At 68.1% G+C, this 20825-nt stretch carries 16 protein-coding genes; 7 read left to right on the plus strand and 9 right to left on the minus strand.

Annotated elements, in window-relative coordinates; all coding sequences use genetic code 11:
- Positions 1-31 precede the first annotated feature (31 nt).
- Together recQ and lptF are read right to left on the minus strand one after the other, a co-directional pair.
- Positions 32-1855: a DNA helicase RecQ gene (gene recQ, locus AB4Z01_RS18520; RefSeq protein ID WP_441696019.1), complete on the minus strand. Its 1824-nt coding sequence runs from the start codon at positions 1853-1855 to the stop codon at positions 32-34.
- 108 nt (positions 1856-1963) lie between these two features.
- Entirely contained in the window at positions 1964-3103 is a 1140-nt protein-coding gene (gene lptF, locus AB4Z01_RS18525) for an LPS export ABC transporter permease LptF (RefSeq protein WP_441696020.1), read from the minus strand.
- Between the two features lie 150 nt (positions 3104-3253).
- On the opposite strand from lptF, the gene AB4Z01_RS18530 reads away from it, so the two are divergent.
- From AB4Z01_RS18530 to rnk, 7 genes are all read left to right on the plus strand, one after another.
- Positions 3254-3703: an RbsD/FucU family protein gene (locus AB4Z01_RS18530; protein WP_441696021.1), complete on the plus strand. Its 450-nt coding sequence runs from the start codon at positions 3254-3256 to the stop codon at positions 3701-3703.
- A gap of 10 nt (positions 3704-3713) precedes the next feature.
- Positions 3714-4643, plus strand: a complete 930-nt coding sequence (gene rbsK, locus AB4Z01_RS18535) for a ribokinase (protein WP_441696022.1) — start codon at positions 3714-3716, stop codon at positions 4641-4643.
- Between the two features lie 269 nt (positions 4644-4912).
- On the plus strand, positions 4913-7417 hold the full coding sequence (locus tag AB4Z01_RS18540) for a hypothetical protein (protein ID WP_441696023.1): 2505 nt from the start codon (positions 4913-4915) through the stop codon (positions 7415-7417).
- 56 nt (positions 7418-7473) lie between these two features.
- Positions 7474-10536 carry a hypothetical protein gene (locus AB4Z01_RS18545; RefSeq protein ID WP_441696024.1) on the plus strand — a complete coding sequence of 1021 codons (3063 nt, stop codon included), beginning with the start codon at positions 7474-7476 and terminating at the stop codon, positions 10534-10536.
- 56 nt (positions 10537-10592) lie between these two features.
- Entirely contained in the window at positions 10593-13076 is a 2484-nt protein-coding gene (locus AB4Z01_RS18550) for a beta strand repeat-containing protein (protein ID WP_441696025.1), read from the plus strand.
- 368 nt (positions 13077-13444) lie between these two features.
- Positions 13445-14023: a calcium-binding protein gene (locus AB4Z01_RS18555; RefSeq protein WP_441696026.1), complete on the plus strand. Its 579-nt coding sequence runs from the start codon at positions 13445-13447 to the stop codon at positions 14021-14023.
- A gap of 366 nt (positions 14024-14389) precedes the next feature.
- A complete protein-coding gene (gene rnk / locus AB4Z01_RS18560) occupies positions 14390-14806 on the plus strand; it encodes a nucleoside diphosphate kinase regulator (protein WP_441696027.1) in 417 nt (138 codons plus the stop codon).
- 177 nt (positions 14807-14983) lie between these two features.
- On the opposite strand, the gene AB4Z01_RS18565 is transcribed toward rnk, so the two are convergent.
- The 7 genes from AB4Z01_RS18565 to AB4Z01_RS18595 form a co-directional block, all read right to left on the minus strand.
- Complete coding sequence (locus AB4Z01_RS18565) at positions 14984-15178, minus strand: hypothetical protein (RefSeq protein WP_441696054.1); 195 nt, start codon at positions 15176-15178, stop codon at positions 14984-14986.
- A 49-nt stretch (positions 15179-15227) separates the two neighbouring features.
- A complete protein-coding gene (locus AB4Z01_RS18570) occupies positions 15228-15659 on the minus strand; it encodes an SRPBCC family protein (RefSeq protein WP_441696028.1) in 432 nt (143 codons plus the stop codon).
- Entirely contained in the window at positions 15656-15979 is a 324-nt protein-coding gene (locus tag AB4Z01_RS18575) for an ArsR/SmtB family transcription factor (RefSeq protein ID WP_441696029.1), read from the minus strand. The genes AB4Z01_RS18570 and AB4Z01_RS18575 overlap by 4 nt, the downstream gene beginning before the upstream one ends.
- Before the next feature lie 246 nt (positions 15980-16225).
- Positions 16226-17392 carry a porin gene (locus AB4Z01_RS18580; protein WP_441696030.1) on the minus strand — a complete coding sequence of 389 codons (1167 nt, stop codon included), beginning with the start codon at positions 17390-17392 and terminating at the stop codon, positions 16226-16228.
- Between the two features lie 347 nt (positions 17393-17739).
- Positions 17740-18774 carry a cupin domain-containing protein gene (locus tag AB4Z01_RS18585; RefSeq protein WP_441696031.1) on the minus strand — a complete coding sequence of 345 codons (1035 nt, stop codon included), beginning with the start codon at positions 18772-18774 and terminating at the stop codon, positions 17740-17742.
- Between the two features lie 73 nt (positions 18775-18847).
- Positions 18848-19978: a hypothetical protein gene (locus AB4Z01_RS18590; RefSeq protein ID WP_441696032.1), complete on the minus strand. Its 1131-nt coding sequence runs from the start codon at positions 19976-19978 to the stop codon at positions 18848-18850.
- A 14-nt stretch (positions 19979-19992) separates the two neighbouring features.
- Positions 19993-20718, minus strand: coding sequence for a hypothetical protein (locus AB4Z01_RS18595; protein WP_441696033.1), 726 nt, complete (start codon positions 20716-20718; stop codon positions 19993-19995).
- Between the last annotated feature and the right edge of the window lie 107 nt (positions 20719-20825).

Raw genomic sequence — 20825 nt, forward strand, 5'->3', positions numbered from 1 at the left:
AAAGTTTAGCTTGTGGGGCCCGGCGCCATCGCTACTCCACATGCTGCTCGATCACCTCGAGGAAGGCGCCGGCGTAGCGCAGCAGCTTGGCCTGGCCGACGCCGGGGACGGTGGCGAACTCCGTCATCGAGCGCGGCTTGGCATGGGCCAGCTCGGTCAGGGTCGCGTCGTGGAAGATGACGTAAGGCGGCACGCCCTGCTCGCGCGCCAGCTCCAGCCGTCGGGCCCGCAGCGCCTGGAACAGCGAAGCCTCGGCCGGATCGCTCGGCAGCGCCCGCACGGAGCGGCCGCCCGTCTTGCCCGCCGACTTGCCGCGCGCCGTCCGCTTCACCGCCTCGCGCCGCAGATGGATCTCCTTCTCGCCGCGCAGCACCTCGCGGCAGTCGGGCGCCAGGTGCAGCCCGCCATGGCCCTCGGTGTCGACGATCAACAGGCCGGCGGCCACCAGCTGCCGGAACACCGACTTCCACTCCGCCTTCGACAGGTCGCGGCCGATGCCCCAGGTGCTGAGCTTGTCATGGCCGAGCTGGCGGGTCCGGTCGGTCTCTGTGCCGGTCAGCACGTCGATGACATGGCCGACGCCGAAGCGCTGGCCGGTGCGGTAGACGCAGGACAGCGCCTTGCGCGCCAGCTCGGTGCCGTCGAAGGACTCGACCGGCTCCAGGCAGGTGTCGCAATTGCCGCAGGGCTGCGGCAGCACATCGGAGAAATATTCCAGCAGCACCTGGCGGCGGCAGCGCACCGTCTCGCAATAGCCGAGCAAGGCATCCAGCTTCTGCCGGTCGATCTGCTTCTGCCGCTCCGGCGCGTCCGATTCGGCGATCAGCCCCTGGATTTTGCCGACATCCTGGATGCCGTAGGCCAGCCAGGCGTCCGACGGCAGCCCGTCGCGGCCGGCGCGGCCGGTCTCCTGGTAGTAGGCCTCCAGGCTCTTCGGCAGGTCGAGATGGGCGACGAAGCGGACGTCCGGCTTGTCGATGCCCATGCCGAAGGCGATGGTCGCGACCATGACCACGCCGTCCTCCTTGAGGAAGCGGTCCTGGTTCCGGGCCCGGACCTCGCGGTCCAGCCCGGCATGATAGGGCAGGGCCTCGATGCCCTCGCCGCGCAGCCACTCGGCCGTGGCCTCGACCTTGATGCGCGACAGGCAGTAGACGATGCCGGCCTCGTTTGGGTGCTCGCCGCGGATGAAGGACAGCAGCTGGGCCTTGGGATTGTCCTTCGGCACGATGCGGTAGCGGATGTTCGGCCGGTCGAAGCCGGCGACGAAGATGCGGCCGTTCTGCAGCTTCAGCCGCTCGGCGATGTCGCGCCGGGTCGGGCCGTCGGCGGTGGCGGTCAGGGCGATGCGCGGCACGCCCGGATAGCGCGTCGCCAGCGTGTCCAGCTGCAGGTATTCCGGGCGGAAGTCGTGGCCCCATTGCGACACGCAATGCGCCTCGTCGATCGCGAACAGCGCCAGCTTGCAATCGTCGAGCATGTCGAGCAGCCCGTCGGTCAGCAGCCGCTCGGGCGAGACATACAGCAGGTCCAGCTCGCCCGCCCGCATCGCCCGGGCGATGTTGCGCGATTCGCCGGGCGGCAGCGACGAGTGCAGCGCCGCGGCGCGGACGCCGAGCTGGCGCAGCGTCTCGACCTGGTCCTGCATCAGCGCGATCAGCGGCGACACCACGACGCCGAGCCCCGGCCGCACCAGCGCCGGCACCTGGTAGCACAGCGACTTGCCGCCGCCGGTCGGCATCAGCACCAGCGCGTCGCCGCCGGAAATCACCTGGGCCACGATCTCGGCCTGCTCGCCGCGGAAGGCGGAGTAGCCGAAGACGTCGTGCAGGACTGTGAGGGGGTCGAGGGACATCCCCCGCTTATAGCGGGCAGCGGCCCCGAACCAAATACCCGATTGCAGCCGCTGCTAGACCACAACAGATTGTGGTCGGTCGGCTTCGTCGCATCCAGGCCTGGAGGGTCAGGCGGGCGCCAGATCCGGGCTGGCCGGCGCCTCCGCCGGCACCTTGCGGCGGCGCGCGATCAGCAGGATGGCGAAGCCGACGATCGTGGTCAGCACCGGCAGTATGTACATGATCGGCAGCAGCTGCAGCGAATCGCGGGCCACGCCGGCGACGCTCATCGTGGTCGCCTGCACCGCGACCACGCCGACGGCGGCGATCAGGATGCGGCGGCTCAGGCCGCGGCGGTTGTAGTCGCCGCTCAACAGGACGCCGAGGCAGAGCACCACATAAGCGAAGGGCAGCAGCGGGTCGGTGATGCGCTTGTGCCCCTCCATCACCAGCCGGCCGTAGTTCCGCATGTCGCGGGGCGAATTCGGGTCGGGGTGCAGCAGGTCGGGCAGGAACCGCTCCGACGGAGCACGGTAGCTGCGGGCCAGATCCTCGACGCCGGGGGTGTTCAGCGGCACGGTGTAGCTGTCGAAGGCGACCGGGTCGACCTTGCCGGTCTTGCGGTCGAGCTGCTGGATCACGCCCTTCAGGGCCACGATCCGCGGCCCGTCCTCGCTGTCCTCGACATAGCCGCGGTCGGCGATGATGGTGATCGGCTGGTCCGCGTTGTCGGTGCTGTGCACCAGGATGCCGCTCAGGTCGCCGGTCACCGGGTTGCGGTCGCGCACGAACACGGTCTTGTTGTCGCCGATCGCGTTGAACTCGCCGGTCTGCAGGAAGGCGGCCGAGACGTCCGACTGGGCCATCGCCGTCAGGTCGCGGAACTCGCGGTTGGCCACCGGCCAGAAATACAAGGTCATGCTGTAGCTGAGGCCGGTGATCAGCACGCCCATCACCAGGCCGGGCAGGGCCAGCCGCATCTGGCCGATGCCGGCGCCGCGCATGACCAGCAGCTCGCCGTCCGACAGCATCCGGTTGTAGACGATCAGGCAGGCGGCCACGACGCCGACCGGCAGCACCGCGATCAGGAACTCCGGCATCGACAGGAAGACGAGCTCGAGGAACAGCCCGACCCCGACGCCGCCGTCGACGATCAGCTGGATCAGCCGCATCGAGGTGGTGAGCATGATCGCGAAGACCAGGATCACCGTGGCAAGGACCGTGGCGACCGCGATCTGGCGGAAGATGTAGCGGCTGAGAAGCGACATGGCGGGACCGTATACACGAGCTGTGATGCGTCGGCCATGTTGCCAAGCGTCGCGACGGTGATCCAGAATGCCGCGTGCGAAAAGCACGACAAATCAAGGCGCGGCCGATCCTGCCGTGCCGTCTGAGGAAACCCAGGGAAGCTTCTGACAATGCTCAAGAATATTGATCCGATCATCACCCCGGATCTGCTCAATGTGCTGGCCGGCATGGGGCATGGCGACGATCTGGTGATCTGCGACACCAACTTCCCGTCGCGATCGGTGGCGCAGCACACCATGGTCAAGGCGCCGATCGAGCTGCCGAATGTCAGCGCCGCGCGGGCGGTGCGGGCGATCCTGTCGCTGATGCCGCTCGACAGCTTCGTCGACCATCCGGCACGGCGGATGGAAGTGGTGGGCCAGCCGGACGAGATCCCGGAGGTACAGCGCGAGGTCCAGGCCGAGATCGACCGGGCCGAGGGCCGGTCCTGGCCGATGGGATCGGTCGAGCGCTTCGCCTTCTACGAGGACGCCAAGAAGGCCTATGCCGTGGTCCGGGCCGGGGAGGGGCGGTTCTACGGCTGCTTCCTGCTGAAGATGGGCGTGATCCCGCCGAAGTAGGAACCGACCCATGACCCCGCCGAAGATCGCCGTTCAGGGCGTGTTCGTCGCCGATCTCGCCTTCCGCGCCGCCCGGCTTCCGGTGATGGGCGAGACCCTGCTGTCCAACGGCTTCAAGCTCGGCCCGGGCGGCAAGGGCTCGAACCAGTCGGTCGCCGCGGCCCGGGCCGGCGCCGACGTCGCCTTCATCACCAAGCTGGGCACCGACCCGTTCGGCCAGATGGCGCGCGGCCTCTATGCCGCCGAGGGGATCGACGCGACCCATGTGCTGGCCGATCCGGAGCGGCCGACCGGTGCCGCCTTCATCTTCATCGACGGCAAGACCGGCGAGAACGCCATCATCATCGAGCCGGGGGCCGCGGCGGCGCTGACCGAGGCCGAGATGGAGGCTGCGGCGCCGGCCATCGCTGCGGCGCGCGTCTTCGTCGCCCAGCTCGAGCTGCCGCTGCCGGTGGTGCGCCGCGGGCTGCAGATCGCCCGGCGGCACGGCGTGACCACGATCCTGAACCCGGCTCCGGCCGCGACCCTGCCGGACGATTTCTACCCGCTGATCGACTACCTGACCCCGAACGAAACCGAGGCCGAAAGCCTGGTGGATTTCGCCGTCGACAGCGGCCAGGAGGCGGCGCGGGCGGCGGCGGTGCTGCTGGACAAGGGCGTCGGCACGGTGATCGTCACCCTCGGGGCCAAGGGCGCCCTGCTCAAGAGCCGGTCGGAGACGGCGCATGTCCCGGCCTTCTCGGCGGGGGAAGTGGTCGAGACCGCCGGGGCGGGCGACGCCTTCAACGGCGGCTTCGCCCTGGCCCTGGCAGAAGGCCGGCCGGTGGCCGAGGCGGTCCGCTTCGGCTGCGCCGTCGCCGGCCTCTCGGTGACCCGCCCCGGCACGGCGCCGTCGATGCCGCGGCGCGACGAGATCGAGGCGCTGCTCCGCCGGTCCTGACGCGACGAGAGATGGAGGCCGCTCGCCAATCATGTCCCCCTGACCGCACAGGGTGGGAAGCGGCTACAGCGCATGGCATTCGGCCGCTGGGTGCGGCGGTGCTTCCGTCGGCTGGGACAAGTGTCGCAATCCTCTGGCATTATGGGATCGATTTGAGTCAAGTTGACCCATCATTCGCAGCTATTTGAACCAATTAATTTGCGTGGCCGCCGGCCTTCGATCCGCACCGACGGTCATCCGAGGCGGATGCCAACGGCACAGGATGCACCATGCCCACCTTCAATGGGACCGCGGGCGACGACAATCTCGTCGGAACGAATTTTCCCGCCCCGTCCGGAAACGACATCATCAACGGGTTCGAGGGCAACGACACGCTTTCGGGCCTCAACGGATCCGACACGCTCAGAGGGGGAATCGGCATCGATCATCTGATCGGCGGCGCCGGCGATGACTGGCTGTCGGCCGATCCGTTCAAGTCCGACGGGTCGCCGGAAGACGACGGCGACGTGATCGAGGGCGGCGCCGGCATCGACACGCTATCTTACGCCATCATCACCGGAACCGCCGGGGTCACGGTCGACCTGGCCGCCGGCACCGCCGCCGGCGGGGCGATTGTGAGCGGGATCGAGAAGGTCACGGGTTCGAACAATGCCGACACGCTGATCGGGGATGCCGGCCGCAACACCCTCACCGGCGGCTGGGGCGAGGATGTGCTGAATGGCGCAGCCGGCGACGACACGCTCCTTGGTTTTGCCGGCCACGATACGCTGGATGGTGGCGACGGCAACGACTGGCTCGATGGCGGCTTCGGCCTCAACGCGTACGACAACCAACAAGACACGCTGAAAGGCGGCAGCGGCGACGACATGCTGGTCGACAGGGTCGACACGCGGCAATCGTTGGACGTGCTGGACTATCTGGATGGCGGCGAAGGAAGCGATACGGCGAACTACGACTATAGCTATACCGGCCTGGGCGGCCTTGTGATCGATCTGACCGCCGGCACGGTCAACGGCGCGGTCCGGCTGACCAGCATCGAGAATGTCCGCGGGTCGGACATCTCCGACATCATCACCGGAAACGACGATGCAAACAGCCTGTTCGGCCGGGGTAGCAACGACACGCTCAATGGTGGTGCCGGCGACGACAGGCTCTCGGGCGGGGAGGGCAACGACGTGCTCCGCGGTGGCGACGGCAACGACCAGCTCGAAGGCGGCGACGGGACGGATGAGCTCCACGGCGGAGCCGGCGACGACGTGCTCTACGATGGCCCGAGTGGGGCACTCCTGGACGGGGGCATCGGCACCGATACCGCCGACTACCACCTGCGCTCCTCGGCCATCTATCTCGACCTGCAGACCGTTGGATCGATCGAGAATCTGGTCGGCACCAACCTCGACTTCGATACCTTGATCGGCAATGGCGTCAGCAATGCCCTTTATGGCCTCGCCGGCGCCGATGACCTGCGCGGCGGCGGCGGCAACGACACGCTCCGCGGTGGGTCAGGGGCCGACACGCTCGACGGCGGCGCCGGCATCGACAGCACCAGCTACTATGACAGCGCCATCGACGTGGTCGTCGACCTCGCGGCCGGCACCGGCACGGGCGGCGACGCCGCGGGCGACACCCTCGTCGGCATCGAGAACGTCACAGGCAGCCAGGGCAGCGACACGCTGATCGGGACCGCCGGCGCCAACATCCTGGCCGGCTGGGGCGGCAATGACACGCTCCGCGGCGGCGCCGGCGCGGACAAATTGGACGGCGGCACCGGCGCCGATACCGCCAGCTACTATACCAGCGCGACCGGGGTCATGGTCGACCTTGCCGCCGGCACCGCATCCGGCGGCGACGCCCAGGGCGACGTCCTGATCGGCATCGAGACCGTCACCGGCAGCAATCTGGGCAACGACACGCTCATCGGAAATGCCGGCGCCAACACCCTGGCCGGCTGGGGCGGCAGCGACGTGCTCCGCGGCGGGGCCGGGGCGGACACGCTGGACGGCGGCAACGGCACTGACACCGCCAGCTGGTACACCAGCGCGGCCGGGGTCATGGTCGATCTCGCCGCCGGCACCGCMTCGRGCGGCGACGCCCAGGGCGACACCCTGATCGGGATCGAGAACCTCACCGGCAGCAACCTGGGCCATGACAGCCTCGGCGGAAACGCCGGCGCCAACACCCTGGCCGGCTGGGGCGGCGACGACGTGCTCCGCGGCGGTGCGGGTGCCGACCGGCTCGATGGCGGCGCCGGCAGCGACACCGCCAGCTATTACACCGGGGCGGCCGGGGTGACGGTCAATCTCGTGACCGGCACGGGATCAGGGGGCGATGCCCAGGGCGACACCCTGGTGTCGATCGAGAACGTCACCGGCTCGACCGGCGCCGACCAGATCACCGGCAACGCCGCGGCCAATGCGCTGAACGGCTGGGCCGGGCAGGACGTGCTGCGGGGCGGTGGCGGCGGCGACCGCTTCGTCTTCACCACCGCCGGCGACAGCAAGGTCGGGGCGGCCGACCGGATCACCGATTTCAGCCACGCCCAGGGCGACCGCGTCGACTTGTCAGCGATCGATGCCAACAGCGGCGCTGCCGGCAACCAGGCCTTCAGCTTCATCGGCAGCGGCGCCTTCACCCATCATGCCGGCGAATTGCGTTATGCGGTCTCCGGCGGCGTCACCACCATCGCCGGCGACATCAACGGCGACGGCGCCGCCGACTTCCACATCCAGCTCACCGGCGCCATCGGCCTCGTCGCCGGCGATTTCGTGCTGTAGCGCCCGGCCGCGCCGACAGTCAGGCCGATGCCAATACCAACAGGAGAGGAACCATCATGCCCACCTTCAATGGAACCGCGGGAAACGACACTCTCATCGGCACGAATTTCCCCGCCCCGGATGGCAACGACACCATCAACGGCCTCGCCGGCAACGACACGCTTTCGGGCCTGAATGGATCCGACGTGCTCAGGGCAGGCACGGGCATCGACCACCTGATCGGCGGCGCCGGCGACGACGTGCTGTCGGTCGATCCGTTCAAATCCGACGGCACGCTGGACGACGGGCCCGGCGACGTCATCGAGGGCGGTGCCGGCGTCGACACGATGTACTACACCTCCATCAGCGGAACCAGCGGGGTGACGGTGAACCTGGCCACGGGCACCGGCTCCGGCGGGGCAACGCTGAGCGGGATCGAGAACGTCGTCGGGTCGAACTATGACGATTCGCTGACCGGGGATGCCGGCAACAACCTGCTCGAGGGCGGCAACGGTGACGATACTCTGATCGGCGGCGCCGGCAACGACCTGCTCCGCGGCGGGGCAGGGCTCGATCAGCTCGACGGCGGCGCCGGCATCGACACCGTGGAAGCTGTGGGCACGATCGATCTTGCCGCCGGCACGATCAACGGCGTGGTCTGCCTGACCGGCATCGAGAACGTTCACGGCGGGGGCAGCATCACCGGAAACGCCGAAGCCAATAGTCTGACGGGCGTCAGCAACAGCAACGACACGCTCCACGGTGCCGCCGGCAACGACAGGCTCGACGGCGGCGGCGGTTCCGACAGCCTCTATGGCGATGCCGGCAACGACGTTCTCCTGTCTTCCGGCCTCGCATTCGGTGTCGCTGTCCCCGTCCTGATGGACGGCGGCGCCGGCACCGACACCGTCGACTACAGCGGCTATCTCCGGTCCATCTATCTCAACCTGCAGACCGGCCTCGGCATCGACGGCGACCGGACGGTGACGCTGGTGTCGATCGAGAACCTGATCGGCACTGTTTACAACTTCGACACCCTGATCGGCGATGACGGCAACAACGTCATCGATGGACTCGGCGGCGGCGACGATCTGCAAGGCGGCGGCGGCGATGACCTGATCCGCGGCTGGGCGGCCGGCAATCAGCTGGACGGTGGCGCCGGCATCGACACCGCCACCTATTACAACAGGGGCAGCAGCGGCGTGGTCGTCGATCTTGCCGCCGGCACCGCATTGGGCGCCGTCAACGATACCCTGGCATCGATCGAGAACGTCACCGGCAGCGGCCAGGGCAATGACACGCTGAGCGGGGATGCCGGCGCGAACGTCCTGGCCGGCTGGGGCGGCAACGACCTGCTCCGCGGCAGGGCCGGCGCGGACCGGCTGGACGGCGGCGTCGGCACGGATACCGCCAGCTACGATGAGGGCACTGTCGGCATAGCCATCGACCTGGCGGCCGGAACCGCATCCGGCGGTAGCGCCCAGGGTGACGTCCTGGTGTCGATCGAGAACGTCGCCGGCAGCCAGGGCGACGACACGCTCTTCGGCAATGCCGGCGCCAATCTCCTGGACGGCAATGCCGGCGACGATTTGCTCCGCGGCGGGGCGGGCGCGGACCGGCTGATCGGCGGCGACGGCAGCGACACCGCCAGCTATGCCGAGGGCACCGCCGGCGTGATCATCGACCTCGCGGCCGGAACCGGGTCCGGCGGCAATGCCCAGGGCGACATCCTGCAACAGGTCGAGAATGTCGACGGCAGCCACGGCAACGACACCCTCGCCGGCAACGCCGGCGCTAATGCGCTGGCCGGCTTGGGCGGCGACGACGTGCTTCGCGGCGGCGCCGGGGCCGACCGCCTCGACGGCGGCGCCGGCGTCGATACCGTCAGCTATTACACCGGCAGCGCCGGGATCGTCGTGGACCTGTCCACCGGCGCGGCCAGCGGCGGCGACGCCCAGGGCGACACCCTGACCGGGATCGAGAACCTCTCCGGCAGCCAGGGCGCCGACACCCTGACCGGCGATGGCGGCGTCAACATGCTGCAGGGCTGGAATGGCAATGACGTGCTTCAGGGCGGTGCCGGGGCCGATCGCCTCGATGGCGGCGCCGGCTACGACACGGCCCGCTACGACACCGGCAATATCGGGGTCACGATCGATCTCGCCGCCGGCACCAGTAGCGGCGGCGACGCCCAGGGCGATGTCCTCGTCTCGATCGAGAATGTCGACGGCACCCAGGGCGACGACCAGCTCACCGGCAACGCCGTCGCCAACGTGCTGCGGGGCCTGGGCGGGGACGATGTGCTTCAGGGCGGCGGCGCCGCCGACCGCCTCGACGGCGGCGCCGGCATCGATACCGTCAGCTACGTCACCAACAGCACATCGGTCACGGTCAATCTGTCGGCCGGCAACGGCGACGGCGACACCCTCGTTTCGATCGAGAACGTGGTCGGCAGCCAGGGCTACGACACACTCAACGGCGATGCCGGTGCCAATCGGCTGGACGGCCAGGGCGGCGATGACGTGCTCCGTGGCGGAGCGGGTGCCGACCAACTGATCGGCGGCGCCGGCATCGACACCGCCAGTTACTTCACCAGCGCCGGGGTGACGGTCGACCTCGCGGCCGGCACCGGGTCGGGCGGCGACGCCCAGGGCGACACCCTGATCGGCATCGAGAACCTTAGCGGCAGCAACGGCGGCAACGACACGCTCAGCGGAGATGCCGGTGACAACCGGCTGACTGGCCAGGGGGGCAACGACGTGCTCCGCGGCGGGGCGGGTACCGATATACTGGACGGCGACGGCGGCTACTACGGCACCGACCGCTTCGTCTTTTCCGCCACGTCGGACAGCGCGGTCGGAGCCGATGCCGACCTGATCACCGATTTCAGCCACGTCGAAGGGGACAAGATCGACCTGGCGGCGATCGACGCCGACACCGGCGTCGCTGGCGATCAGGCCTTCAGCTTCATCGGCCGCGGCCTCTTCACCGGCGTCGCCGGGCAACTGCGCTATGACGAGGTCGGCGCCCGCACCATCATCTCCGGCGACGTCGACGGCGACGGCGTCGCGGATTTCGACATCCAACTCATCAACGGCTACTACAGCGTCAGCCCCGTCGCCGCCGACTTCGTGCTGTAGCGCCCGGCCGCGCCGCCGCTCGGGCCGAGCCGCAATCCAACGGGAGGGAAACCATCATGGCCGTCATCAACGGGACACCGGGCGACGATGACTTCAGCGGAACGGGCGGCAGCGACACCATCAACGGCCTCGGGGGCAACGACATCCTCTCGGGCCTGGGCGGCGGCGATATCCTGAACGGCGGAATCGGTGACGACATGCTCGACGGCGGTGTCCACGCCGACACCCTGAGCGGCGGCGTCGGTGACGACACGCTCGACGGCGGCAGCGACGCAGACACCCTCGATGGCGGGACGGGCATCGACCATCTGATCGGCGGCGAAGGCAACGACCGGCTGTTGGCCGATCCATCCCTGCCCGAAGCCGACATGTTCGACGGCGGTGCGGGAGGCGCTGACATCCTGTCGTATGCAGGCGCCAACGCAGCCGCCGGGGTCATGGTCGACCTGGCAGCGGGCACCGCCTCAGGCGGGGCGACGGCGAGCGGGATCGAAATCGTCGAAGGGACGAACCGTGCCGACACGCTGACGGGGGATGCCGGCCGCAACACCCTGTACGGCTTCGATGGTGGCGATGTGCTGAACGGTGGCGGTGGCGACGACACGCTCTATGGCGGCCTCAGTATGGACACCGTATCGGGTGGCGACGGCAACGACGTGTTGAGCGACGGCATCGCCTGGGCCACCGACAGCGCAGTGCTGGACCGGCTGGACGGCGGTGCCGGCAACGACACCGCAGATTATTACTACACCTATTATGGCTTAACGGTCGATTTGGTCGCAGGTACGACCAACGGCCAGGCTCGGCTGACCAGCATCGAGAATGTCAACGGGGGGACAGCCTCCGACACCATCAGCGGAAACGCCGATGCCAACAGTCTGATCGGCAACGGCGGCAACGACACGCTTCGCGGTGCTGCCGGCAACGACAGGCTCGAAGGCGGTGGCGGACGTGACAATCTCTACGGCGACGCCGGCGATGACATCCTCTACGACTCCACGATCGGAGAGGGATTCCAGGAAATCATGGATGGCGGCGCCGGCACCGACACCGCCGATTTCCGCCGGCACTTCCAGAACGTCTATCTCGACCTGGAGAACGGCATCGGCGGCACCGGCAGCGTGGCGCTGGTGTCGATCGAGAACCTGGTCGGCACCATCTTCTCTCTCGACACCTTGATCGGCGACGGCGGCAGCAACGCTCTCTACGGCCTCAACGGTGACGATGCCCTGCGTGGGGGCGGCGGTGACGACGTGCTCCGCGGCGGCCAGGGGGCCGATCAGCTGGATGGCGGCACCGGCAACGACAGCGCCAGCTATTACGACAGCGCGACCGGGGTGGTCGTCGACCTGACCGCCGGAAGCGGATCGACCGGCGACGCCCAGGGCGACACCCTGGTCGGCATCGAGAACGTCACTGGCAGCAACCAGGGCAGCGACACGTTGACCGGGAATGCCGGCGCCAACATCCTGGCCGGCTGGGGCGGCAACGATCTGCTCCGCGGCGGCGCCGGGGCCGACACGCTCGACGGCGGCGTCGGCGTCGACACCGCCACCTATTACAGCGACACGGTGGGCGTAACGGTCGACCTGGCCGCCGGCATCGGCACCGGCGGCAACGCGCAGGGCGACAGCTTCGTCGGCATCGAGAACGTTAATGGCAGTCAGGCCAACGACACGCTGGGCGGGACCGCCGGAGCCAACACCCTGGCCGGCTGGGGCGGCAGCGATGTGCTCCGCGGCGGGGCTGGTGCCGACACGCTCGACGGCGGCGCCGGAACCGACACCGCCAGCTATTACACGAGCGCGGCCGGGGGCACGGTCGACCTCGCCGCTGGCACTGCCTCGGGCGGCGACGCCCAGGGCGACACCCTGATCGGGATCGAGAACCTCACCGGCAGCAACCTGGGCCATGACAGCCTCGGCGGAAACGCCGGCGCCAACACCCTGGCCGGCTGGGGCGGCGACGACGTGCTCCGCGGCGGTGCGGGTGCCGACCGGCTCGATGGCGGCGCCGGCAGCGACACAGCGAGCTACTACACCGGCGCCGCCGGGGTGACGGTCAACCTCGCGACCGGCACCGGCGCTGGCGGCGATGCCCAGGGCGATACCCTGGTGTCGATCGAGAACGTCAACGGCTCGACCGGCGCCGACCAGATCACCGGCAACGCCGCGGCCAATGCGCTGAACGGCTGGGCCGGGCAGGACGTGCTGCGGGGCGGTGGCGGCGGCGACCGTTTCGTCTTCTCCGCCGCCTCGCACAGCACGGTCGGGGCGGCCGACCGGATCACCGATTTCAGCCACGCCCAGGGCGATCGCGTCGACTTGTCAGCGATCGATGCCAACAGCGGCGCTGCCGGCAACCAGGCCTTCAGCTTCATCGGCATCGGCGCCTTCACCCATCACGCCGGCGAGCTGCGTTACGCCGTCTCCGGCGGCGTCACCACCATCGCCGGCGACCTCAACGGCGACGGCGTCTCCGACTTCCACATCCAGCTCACCGGCGCCATCGGCCTCGTCGCCGCCGATTTCGTCCTGTAGCGCCCGGCGCCCGATCGATGGCGGGATCCACGGTCGGGGCTGGTGCTGCAACCGCGCGAGCTTCCCGACACTCGGACACCGTCATTGAGACGGAACCGATAACGGGTCATCCTGGGTATGCGAGTTCGGGAAATGCCCGCTCCGATGGGTCAGGAGGCCCGATGATTGTCATCGCCAGCCGGCTTCGAGGCTCGCGATGACGGTGCTTTGATGTGGCCAAGTCTGATTATCATTTTGTGAAAAATAAAATATAAATATCCAAGAATAACTGCATCAATTGATGAGTGGTGATTCCTGTTTACCTGCATAAATTCTTATTCTCCCCCGAAATACATGCTAGCCTTGGCAGCAGAGGCTACCTGAAGGAGGTGATCGCCGAGTTCCAGGACATCGGCGTCGCCGTGTCGCAGCTCGACGCCCTGATCTCGCTGGCCGGGTCGCTCGAGGAGGTCGCGGAGACATCGGCGCAGGTGTTCACCGATCTGCACGGCGCGATCCGCGACATCAACGACATTCGGGTCGGCACCTCCGGTGCGGACACGATCGACGGCTGGCGCGGCGACGACCAGCTCGACGGCGGCGCCGGCAAGGACGAGCTCTCCGGCGGCACCGGCGACGATGTCCTGATCGGCGGTGCCGGTACCGACGCCATGACCGGCGGCGGCGGTGCTGACACCTTCCGCTTCGCCGCCGCATCGGAATCGGCGGCGGGGGTCGGCCGGGACTTCGTCTTCGACTTCATCCATGTCGAGGGCGACAAGATCGACCTGGCCGGCATCGACGCGAACACCCGGGTCCTCGGCAACCAGGCCTTCCACAACGTCGCGGGCGAACTGCGCTTCTCCGGCAGCATCCTGGCCGGCGACACCAACGGCGACGGCCGGGCGGATTTCGAGGTCTTCGTCCGGATGCACGGTGCCCTGGTGGCAGGCGACTTCGTGCTCTGACCGGTTTCCCGATCCCAACGGCCGCGCGACATCCATCGCCGCGCGGCCTTTTTCATAGGCGCTGCGCATCAGCGACCCAGTTGATTTCCGCGGCCCGGACGCCTATCTCATTCCTTATGAGAACACCGTGGACGAAGCCGTTGGCGGCGCATCGAACGCCGCTTCACGCCCGGGGCTGCTGACCGCGGGGGCGATGCCCCCCAAAGGTCGGGCCGCCCCGTTGTCCCGTTCTCGTCTCCGTCGCCTCTCGCGACCCTTTTCCCAGCCTCACCAGAATTCCCGTCCCGGTCGCCCCGATGCGCCGGGCCGCACACGAACCCTCCGGGCACGACCCCGGAGTGGCCGATCAGAAGAAAGGAAGTCGGCATGTCCCGCAGCAGCCTGCCCAAGCGTCCGGAGATCCACGTCACCGCCGGCGATTACGATCGCCTGGCGGCGCTGGCCGACGCCGCGGCGGACGCCTTCCCCGCGGTCGCCGATTTCCTGGCGGACGAGCTTGATCGCGCCCAGATCATTGAGGCGGCCGCGGCCAAGGGCGTGGTCCAGATGCACTCGACCGTCACCTATCGCGACGCCGCCAGCGGCGAGGAGCACACCGTCACCCTGGTGTATCCGGAGGAGGCCGACATCGGGGCTGGCCGGCTGTCGGTGCTGACCCCGGTCGGCGTGGCGCTGATCGGCCTGCGCAAGGGCCAGACAATCACCTGGATCACCCCCTCCGGCAAGCCGCGCAACCTGACCGTGATGCGGGTCGAGCCGGCCGTGCGCCCGGCTGCCGCCTGACCGCGGGCTAGCCTGGATATCTCACACTGGTCGGGTGGGAGGTGGAGCGGGCTGCAGCATAACAGGCGCTATTGTGGCGGGCGCACGGATCTGAGTTAAACTGTTGCAGTACGACAATTTTCTCAGACACCGTGCCCCGGTGCACCCCTCTCCCGCGATCTACAGATTGGGGGCGGGTCACCCGCTGCGCCACCTAGCGGCATACGGCAGCACGAACATGTACAGGCCGGTGAACAGCAGCAGGAACAGCGGCAGCAGCGGCGAATACACTATCCATGCGGGAGGCTCCCCCAGCCCCATGGCGATGAAGTTGGCGGCGACCGTCACCGTGAACGCGATGGACAGCCAGCGGTGAATCTGCCGGATCCACACACTCAAGGAAGCCTCCTGTCGAAGTCGAGCGGATCGGGAGGCGATGGTCTCAATCCTGGCGCACCAGGATTTGCTCCAGCTTAGCCAGGAACTGCTGCCATCCGGCCTTGGCGCCGCCAGAGGCCTGTTTCTGATCGGGCCGGAAGCCGGACTGCTCCATGCGCAGCTGTGTTCCGGCGCTGGTCGGGGTGAGGGTCCAGACCACCACGCTTTTCAGAGCATAGGCCGGATCGTCATGCGCGAAGTCCCAGCTATAGGACAGCGTCCGGTTCGGCTCGACCGCGAGGACCTTGCAGTCCAGCACGCCGCCCCAGTCGCCGCGGAGATTGAAGCGATGTCCGACGACCGGGCTGAAGTCGTTTTTCATCAGCCATTCCTCAATCAGGTGCGGCTGCGTCAGCGCGCGCCAGATCTTTTCCGGCGGGTGGGGGATCTCGCGTTCGACGACCACGGAGCGGATTTCGGTCGCGGTTTCGGTCATTGGTCCATCCTTTTCAGCAGGTCTTCGAGGCCGTCGAACCGGCTTTCCCAGAAGCCGGCCATCTGGCTGGTCCAGTCGATCAGCGGGGCCAGGGCGCCGAGCTGTGCGCTGTAATGCGTCTGGCGGCCGTCGGGACGGTCGCGCACCAGCCCCGCCTGCTTCAACACGCCGAGATGCTTCGAAACCGCCGGCTGCGAGATCCCGGCGCGGGCGGTCAGAGCCCCGACCGTCAGCTCTCCCTCGCGGCACAACCGCTCGAAGAGAGCCCGCCGGCTCGGATCGGCAAGCGTCCTGAACAGCACGTCATGGGTGTTCGACATTGGAACGTATAACTCAGTGGCTATGAATTTACTTATAACCAACGAGCTATATGAGTCAAGCGTGGTTGCGAAGCGCCACCGCAATTCGACTGAACCGAAAAAGGGGATGCGCGGCCGGCAGCGCCGCGCATCCCCATCACCGGACGCGATCTTCAGTCTAGGAGGGGACAAGACAGTGGCCGTTAGGAGCGGTCTGTCGCGGTCCGGTTTCTCGGGCAAACCGCCGAGACGGATCGACCTGATGCCTCAGAAGGCCAGGTTGATGCCGGTCAGCAGGTTGGCGTTCTCGAAATCCTTGCCCTCGCGGAAGTTCTGCTTCTCGTAGATCACTTCCGCATAGGTGTTTAGGCCCGGCGCGAGTGTGTAGGTCAGGTTCACGCCGGCGATGTGGTTGTCGGACAGGTTCGTGGCGCCGGTGTCGGGCTGAGTCAGGCCGTTGTTGTTGCCGGCCCAGGTATAGGCATAGGACACCGAGGTCAGGAACGGACCCCACTGGTAGCTCAGATCGCCGATAACCGTGTCCACCGACTTGCTGGTCAGGTACAGGGTGGAATAGTGGGTCCAGTTCACGCTGGCGGYGATACCGCCCGACTTGACCCGGCCGCCGAGGGTGTAGGCCTCGAGGTCGTGATGCTCTGGGTTGTTGTCGGTGGAGACGCCGTTGCCGTAGGCGGCCGTGGCGGCGAGGCGCAGGTCGGTGCCGCCGCCGATGTCGCCGTCCCAGCCAAGGCCGCCGGTGACGACGTTCTCGTACAGCGTGCTGCTGTCGTTGACCAGGTCATTGCGGCCGCCGGGGCCGGCATGGGTCGAGCCGCCCACGACCGGGGTGAAGTCGACGCCGAAGCTGAAGCCGCTGATCGTCGGCGAGGTGTATTTGATGCGCGTGTCGTCGTTCGCCAGCCCGCCGAGATAGGTGGCATCGATCGAGTAGAAATTGCCGCCGCCCAGCGGGAAGTCGCCGTCCAGCAGGTCGCCGAAATCCATGCCGCCCGCGCCCACGGCACCGGCCAGCTCGTCATGGGCGTAGACATAGCCGAAATCGTCGGCGACGGTCGGCCCGTCACCGAAGGTGATGGTGCCGAAGTCTCCCTTCACATAGACATAGGTCCGGTCGACCTGGACGCCGTCCCGCCGGTTGACCGAGTCGAAGCGGATGCGGCCGCCATATTCCAGCCCGGAGTCAGTGACGTTCTTGACGTCGAACTGCAGCCGCGCATTGGTCTGGAAGTCGTAGTCTCGGTCGAATTGGGAGTGGTCGGTGTCGGTCAGCACCAGCGCCGACTGCGCCGCGACGAATCCGGTGATCTTCAACTGCAGACCGGACGTTACATTCGCATCGGCCGCCGACGCCGGCATCGCTCCGATCAACGCGGCAGCGGCCAGTGCCGTGCCCCCCAGCAATACCTGCTTCATTCTGCCTCCCTCTACCCGCACCGATGCGGGGCAATTCACTCGAGATGCCCGCCTGACGGCCGGGCTCTGTGGTGTCGAAGGCACACTCGATGGGGCTGGGTGGCCGCTTGCTCGGTGCCTGAGACAAAGGGACCGTAAGCGGCCGCAAAAAGGTAACATACATACAAAAATGTATACTTCCTTGTAACGGCGATCTGTTGCCGGCAGGCCACATCGCCGCCAGCAGTGACGGTGCAAGAGCGGGACGATGGATGGAGAGAATCTAGGGGCGGCTTGCCGGTCCCGATGACCTCGGTCGCAGCGGTCAAGTCACATCCGGCATCCTGGCCCGGGAGCGAGCAGACGGCTTAGCCGGTCGTTTCCTCGCCGTCCCAGTACTGCCGCAGCCCCGACATGTCGAAGATGTCATCCCGCGTGCGCAGGGCGCCGACAGCCATCTTGTTCGAATCCGGGTAGACGCAGACCTCGTTCGGGTTGTGCTCGCCGATCATCAGATAGCTGCAGGGGCCGGGGCCGCTGTTCAGGAAGGAGTGGCCAACCTTCCGGCCGGCGGGGAAGCAGACATAGTCGCCCGCCGTCAGCTCGTATCGCTCGTCGCCGAGGATGAGCGTCACCTGGCCTTCGAGGATCAGGGCGTGCTCCTCCTCCAGCATGTGGTAGTGGGTCGGGCACAGGCGCATTCCCGGCGCCGGCGCTTCGATCAGCATGCCGACGTGATAATTCGGTCCGACGGCAGCCTCGGTGAGATGCTTCGAGCGACCGCCGAACCGCGTACTTCCAGGCAGGCCCTCATCACGCCATGTCAGCTGATGCGAGGAGATCGGCCCCTTCGGCGTTGCGGGCGGCTCGGACCCCACGGCATCGGCGGGTGGGGCGACGCCGGGCGGCAGGCCGGTGTCCTCGCCGTCCCAATAAGCGCGGGTCGCCGCCAGGTCGAGTATCATCCGCCGTCCCAGGGGCCGCACCAGCACCTTGTCGGTGTCGGTGTAGACGCAGATCTCGTTCGGGTTGCGCTCGCCCACCACCACATAGCGGCAGACGGCATGGCCGGTGTTGACCAGGCAGTGCCCGGCCTTCTGCCCGGCCGGGTAGCAGATATAGTCGCCGGTCTTCATCTCATAGCTGTCGGCGCCGAGGCGCGCGGTGACCGTGCCTTCGAGGATGTAGACATGCTCCTCCTCGAAGATGTGGTAGTGCGCCGGCACGCTCTGCTTGCCCGGCCCCAGCTCCTCGATGGCGACGCCGACATGGTAGTCGTTGCCGAGCACGGCGCGGGTCAAGTGCCGGTAGCGCGTGGTGAAGCGCGGGATGTCGGACCATTCCTCCCACGGCACGTCGTTGGACGAGATCGGCCTGGCCGGCGCGGCGGTCTCGTTGGCCATGTGTCTGCTCCCCTTCTGCGATCAGGCACCGCCCCATCCTGGATCAGACGTGGCGGCGGTCAAAGCCGGAGCCTCACGGCTCCGCCGGCCGGCGATGCGCCAGGGCCAGGGAGCGGGCGAGAGCGGCGCCCAGCGACAGGCCGTGGGCGTCGCGGAGATAGGTCTGGAAGTCGTAGATCGTCACCGCCGGGCAGGTCTCGAACTCCAGGATGTGGACACTGCCGTCCTCGCCGGCCCGAAGGTCGACCGAGAAATAGTCGCGCAGACCGAAGATCTCGACCAGGCGGGGCACCAGGGCCTCCGCTGCGGCGACGATCCGCGCAGCCGCCAAGCCGGCCTCGGCGCGCAGATCCGACAACTGCGGGATGAAGGCGCGCTGCTGCCCCTCGCCGAAGCCGGTCCGGGCGCCCTCGGTATCGCGGCTGCCCGACAGGCTGGCATTGTCGCGCATGGTCATGAAGGCCCCGCCGGTCTCGCTGCCCGGATCCTGCCTCAGCCGGGCGATGCCCAGCGACGCGGCCAGCGGCTGCCCGACATCCATGACGCTGACCCGGATGTCGTGGCCCGGCAGGAAGGGCTGGACCACAGCCCGGTCGCGATAGCGGTTCCACAGCCGCGCCGCGATCTCCAGGGCCGCCGCCGCATCCGCGGCGCGCGAGTCGGCGAAGATGCCGATCTTGGCGCCGAGCGTGTTCGGCTTGACGAAGAAGGGGCCCGGCCCATCCAGCACCGCGGCGCCGGCAAGGATCCGCCGCCCCTCGGCCAGGGCGGTCGGCGGCACCGGCAGGCCGGCCGCCTCGGCCAGGGCCGTGCATTTGAACTTGTCCTGGCACAGATGCTGGCCCTGGGGCGGGCTGCCGTAGCTGCCGATCCCGGCCAGCCGTGCCAGGGCGCTGACGGCGCTGCCGCGGTAATAGGCGATGCCGTCGGTCTGGCACCACAGGATGGTGTCATCGCGCCGGGCGACGAGGCCGGGCAGGGCGCCGATCAGTCCGTCGAGCTCTATGAACTCGGCCTCCAGCCCGGCCTCGCCGAGCGTTGCCGTCAGTTCCGGCCGGATCGCGGCCAGGTCGGTTGCCTGGGCTAGGTAGCAGGCGATTTCCGCTGCGATATCGGGATCGAAGCCGGCCGCCTCCAGCCGCGCCCGGCACGCCGCCTCGGGTTCATAAGCGATGACCACGCGGCGCAGCGGAAGGGTCGGCATCGGCGGCTCCTGGATCAGGGGAAGGCGCAGACCTCGTTGGTGACGCGGACGAAGCTGCGCTCACCCTCGACCAGGCTGAAGCGGTATTCCTTGTCGCCGGCCACGATGGTCTGGAACAGCGGCAGCACGCCGGTGGCGGTGGCCTGCTTGCCGTCGATGCCGCGGAAGTTGACGGTGATGCTCTTGGCCGGGTCGAACCAGGACTGCGCCTTGTTGTTGTCGTCCACCGCGCTCTCGCCGCGGCCGGTCACGGCGATGGTGTTGTTGGCGAAGGCGACCGAGCTGTTGGATCCGGCGGCGTTCTGGGTCGGCAGGATGAAGCGCTTGCTCTCGCCCGGCTTGCAGTCGCGCGGGGCCGAGGCCTGGTCGATGTAGAAGGCCAGGCGCTGCGGGTCGAGCCCGGTCTGCAGCCGCTGCGCCACCTTGTCGGCCAGGTCGCGATAGGTGCCGGTCGGCACCTCGCGCTCGAATCGGGCCATCAGCTCGCGGTACTGGATCTGCGCCGTCTGCGCCGCCGCTTGCAGCCGCACCCGGTCCTGCTCCAGCCCGGTCTTGTCCTGGGTCAGCGTGCCGACCTGGGACTGCAGCGTCGCGATCTGGCCGCGGGTCCGCTCGACCCCGATCTGATAGGCGAAGGCCGCCACCACCACCAGCACGGTGATCGAGAAGAAGACGCGGATGATCGCGCCCCAGACGCGCCGCCGGTAGCGACTCTCCGGATCGTAGAGACCGAGACCCATGAACCCTATCCTGACCCTTTGCCGGCGGACGCCGCCGCCGTAGCATGGCCCGACTGTTACGACAGCGAGCCCCCGGCCGCCAAGCCCGTCAACGCGGGCGCGGCAAA

The organism is Inquilinus sp. YAF38 (assembly GCF_052113205.1).
Classification (GTDB): Bacteria; Pseudomonadota; Alphaproteobacteria; order DSM-16000; family Inquilinaceae; genus Inquilinus.

What these genes read in the sequence shown, in the direction of transcription:
- recQ (WP_441696019.1), bottom strand. Translation starts at nt 1,855, where the DNA reads ATGTCCCTCGACCCCCTCACAGTCCTGCACGACGTCTTCGGCTACTCC.
- AB4Z01_RS18575 (WP_441696029.1), bottom strand. Translation starts at nt 15,979, where the DNA reads ATGTCGAACACCCATGACGTGCTGTTCAGGACGCTTGCCGATCCGAGC.
- lptF (WP_441696020.1), bottom strand. Translation starts at nt 3,103, where the DNA reads ATGTCGCTTCTCAGCCGCTACATCTTCCGCCAGATCGCGGTCGCCACG.
- AB4Z01_RS18585 (WP_441696031.1), bottom strand. Translation starts at nt 18,774, where the DNA reads ATGGCCAACGAGACCGCCGCGCCGGCCAGGCCGATCTCGTCCAACGAC.
- AB4Z01_RS18530 (WP_441696021.1), top strand. Translation starts at nt 3,254, where the DNA reads ATGCTCAAGAATATTGATCCGATCATCACCCCGGATCTGCTCAATGTG.
- rnk (WP_441696027.1), top strand. Translation starts at nt 14,390, where the DNA reads ATGTCCCGCAGCAGCCTGCCCAAGCGTCCGGAGATCCACGTCACCGCC.
- AB4Z01_RS18590 (WP_441696032.1), bottom strand. Translation starts at nt 19,978, where the DNA reads ATGCCGACCCTTCCGCTGCGCCGCGTGGTCATCGCTTATGAACCCGAG.
- rbsK (WP_441696022.1), top strand. Translation starts at nt 3,714, where the DNA reads ATGACCCCGCCGAAGATCGCCGTTCAGGGCGTGTTCGTCGCCGATCTC.
- AB4Z01_RS18595 (WP_441696033.1), bottom strand. Translation starts at nt 20,718, where the DNA reads ATGGGTCTCGGTCTCTACGATCCGGAGAGTCGCTACCGGCGGCGCGTC.
- AB4Z01_RS18545 (WP_441696024.1), top strand. Translation starts at nt 7,474, where the DNA reads ATGCCCACCTTCAATGGAACCGCGGGAAACGACACTCTCATCGGCACG.
- AB4Z01_RS18570 (WP_441696028.1), bottom strand. Translation starts at nt 15,659, where the DNA reads ATGACCGAAACCGCGACCGAAATCCGCTCCGTGGTCGTCGAACGCGAG.
- AB4Z01_RS18550 (WP_441696025.1), top strand. Translation starts at nt 10,593, where the DNA reads ATGGCCGTCATCAACGGGACACCGGGCGACGATGACTTCAGCGGAACG.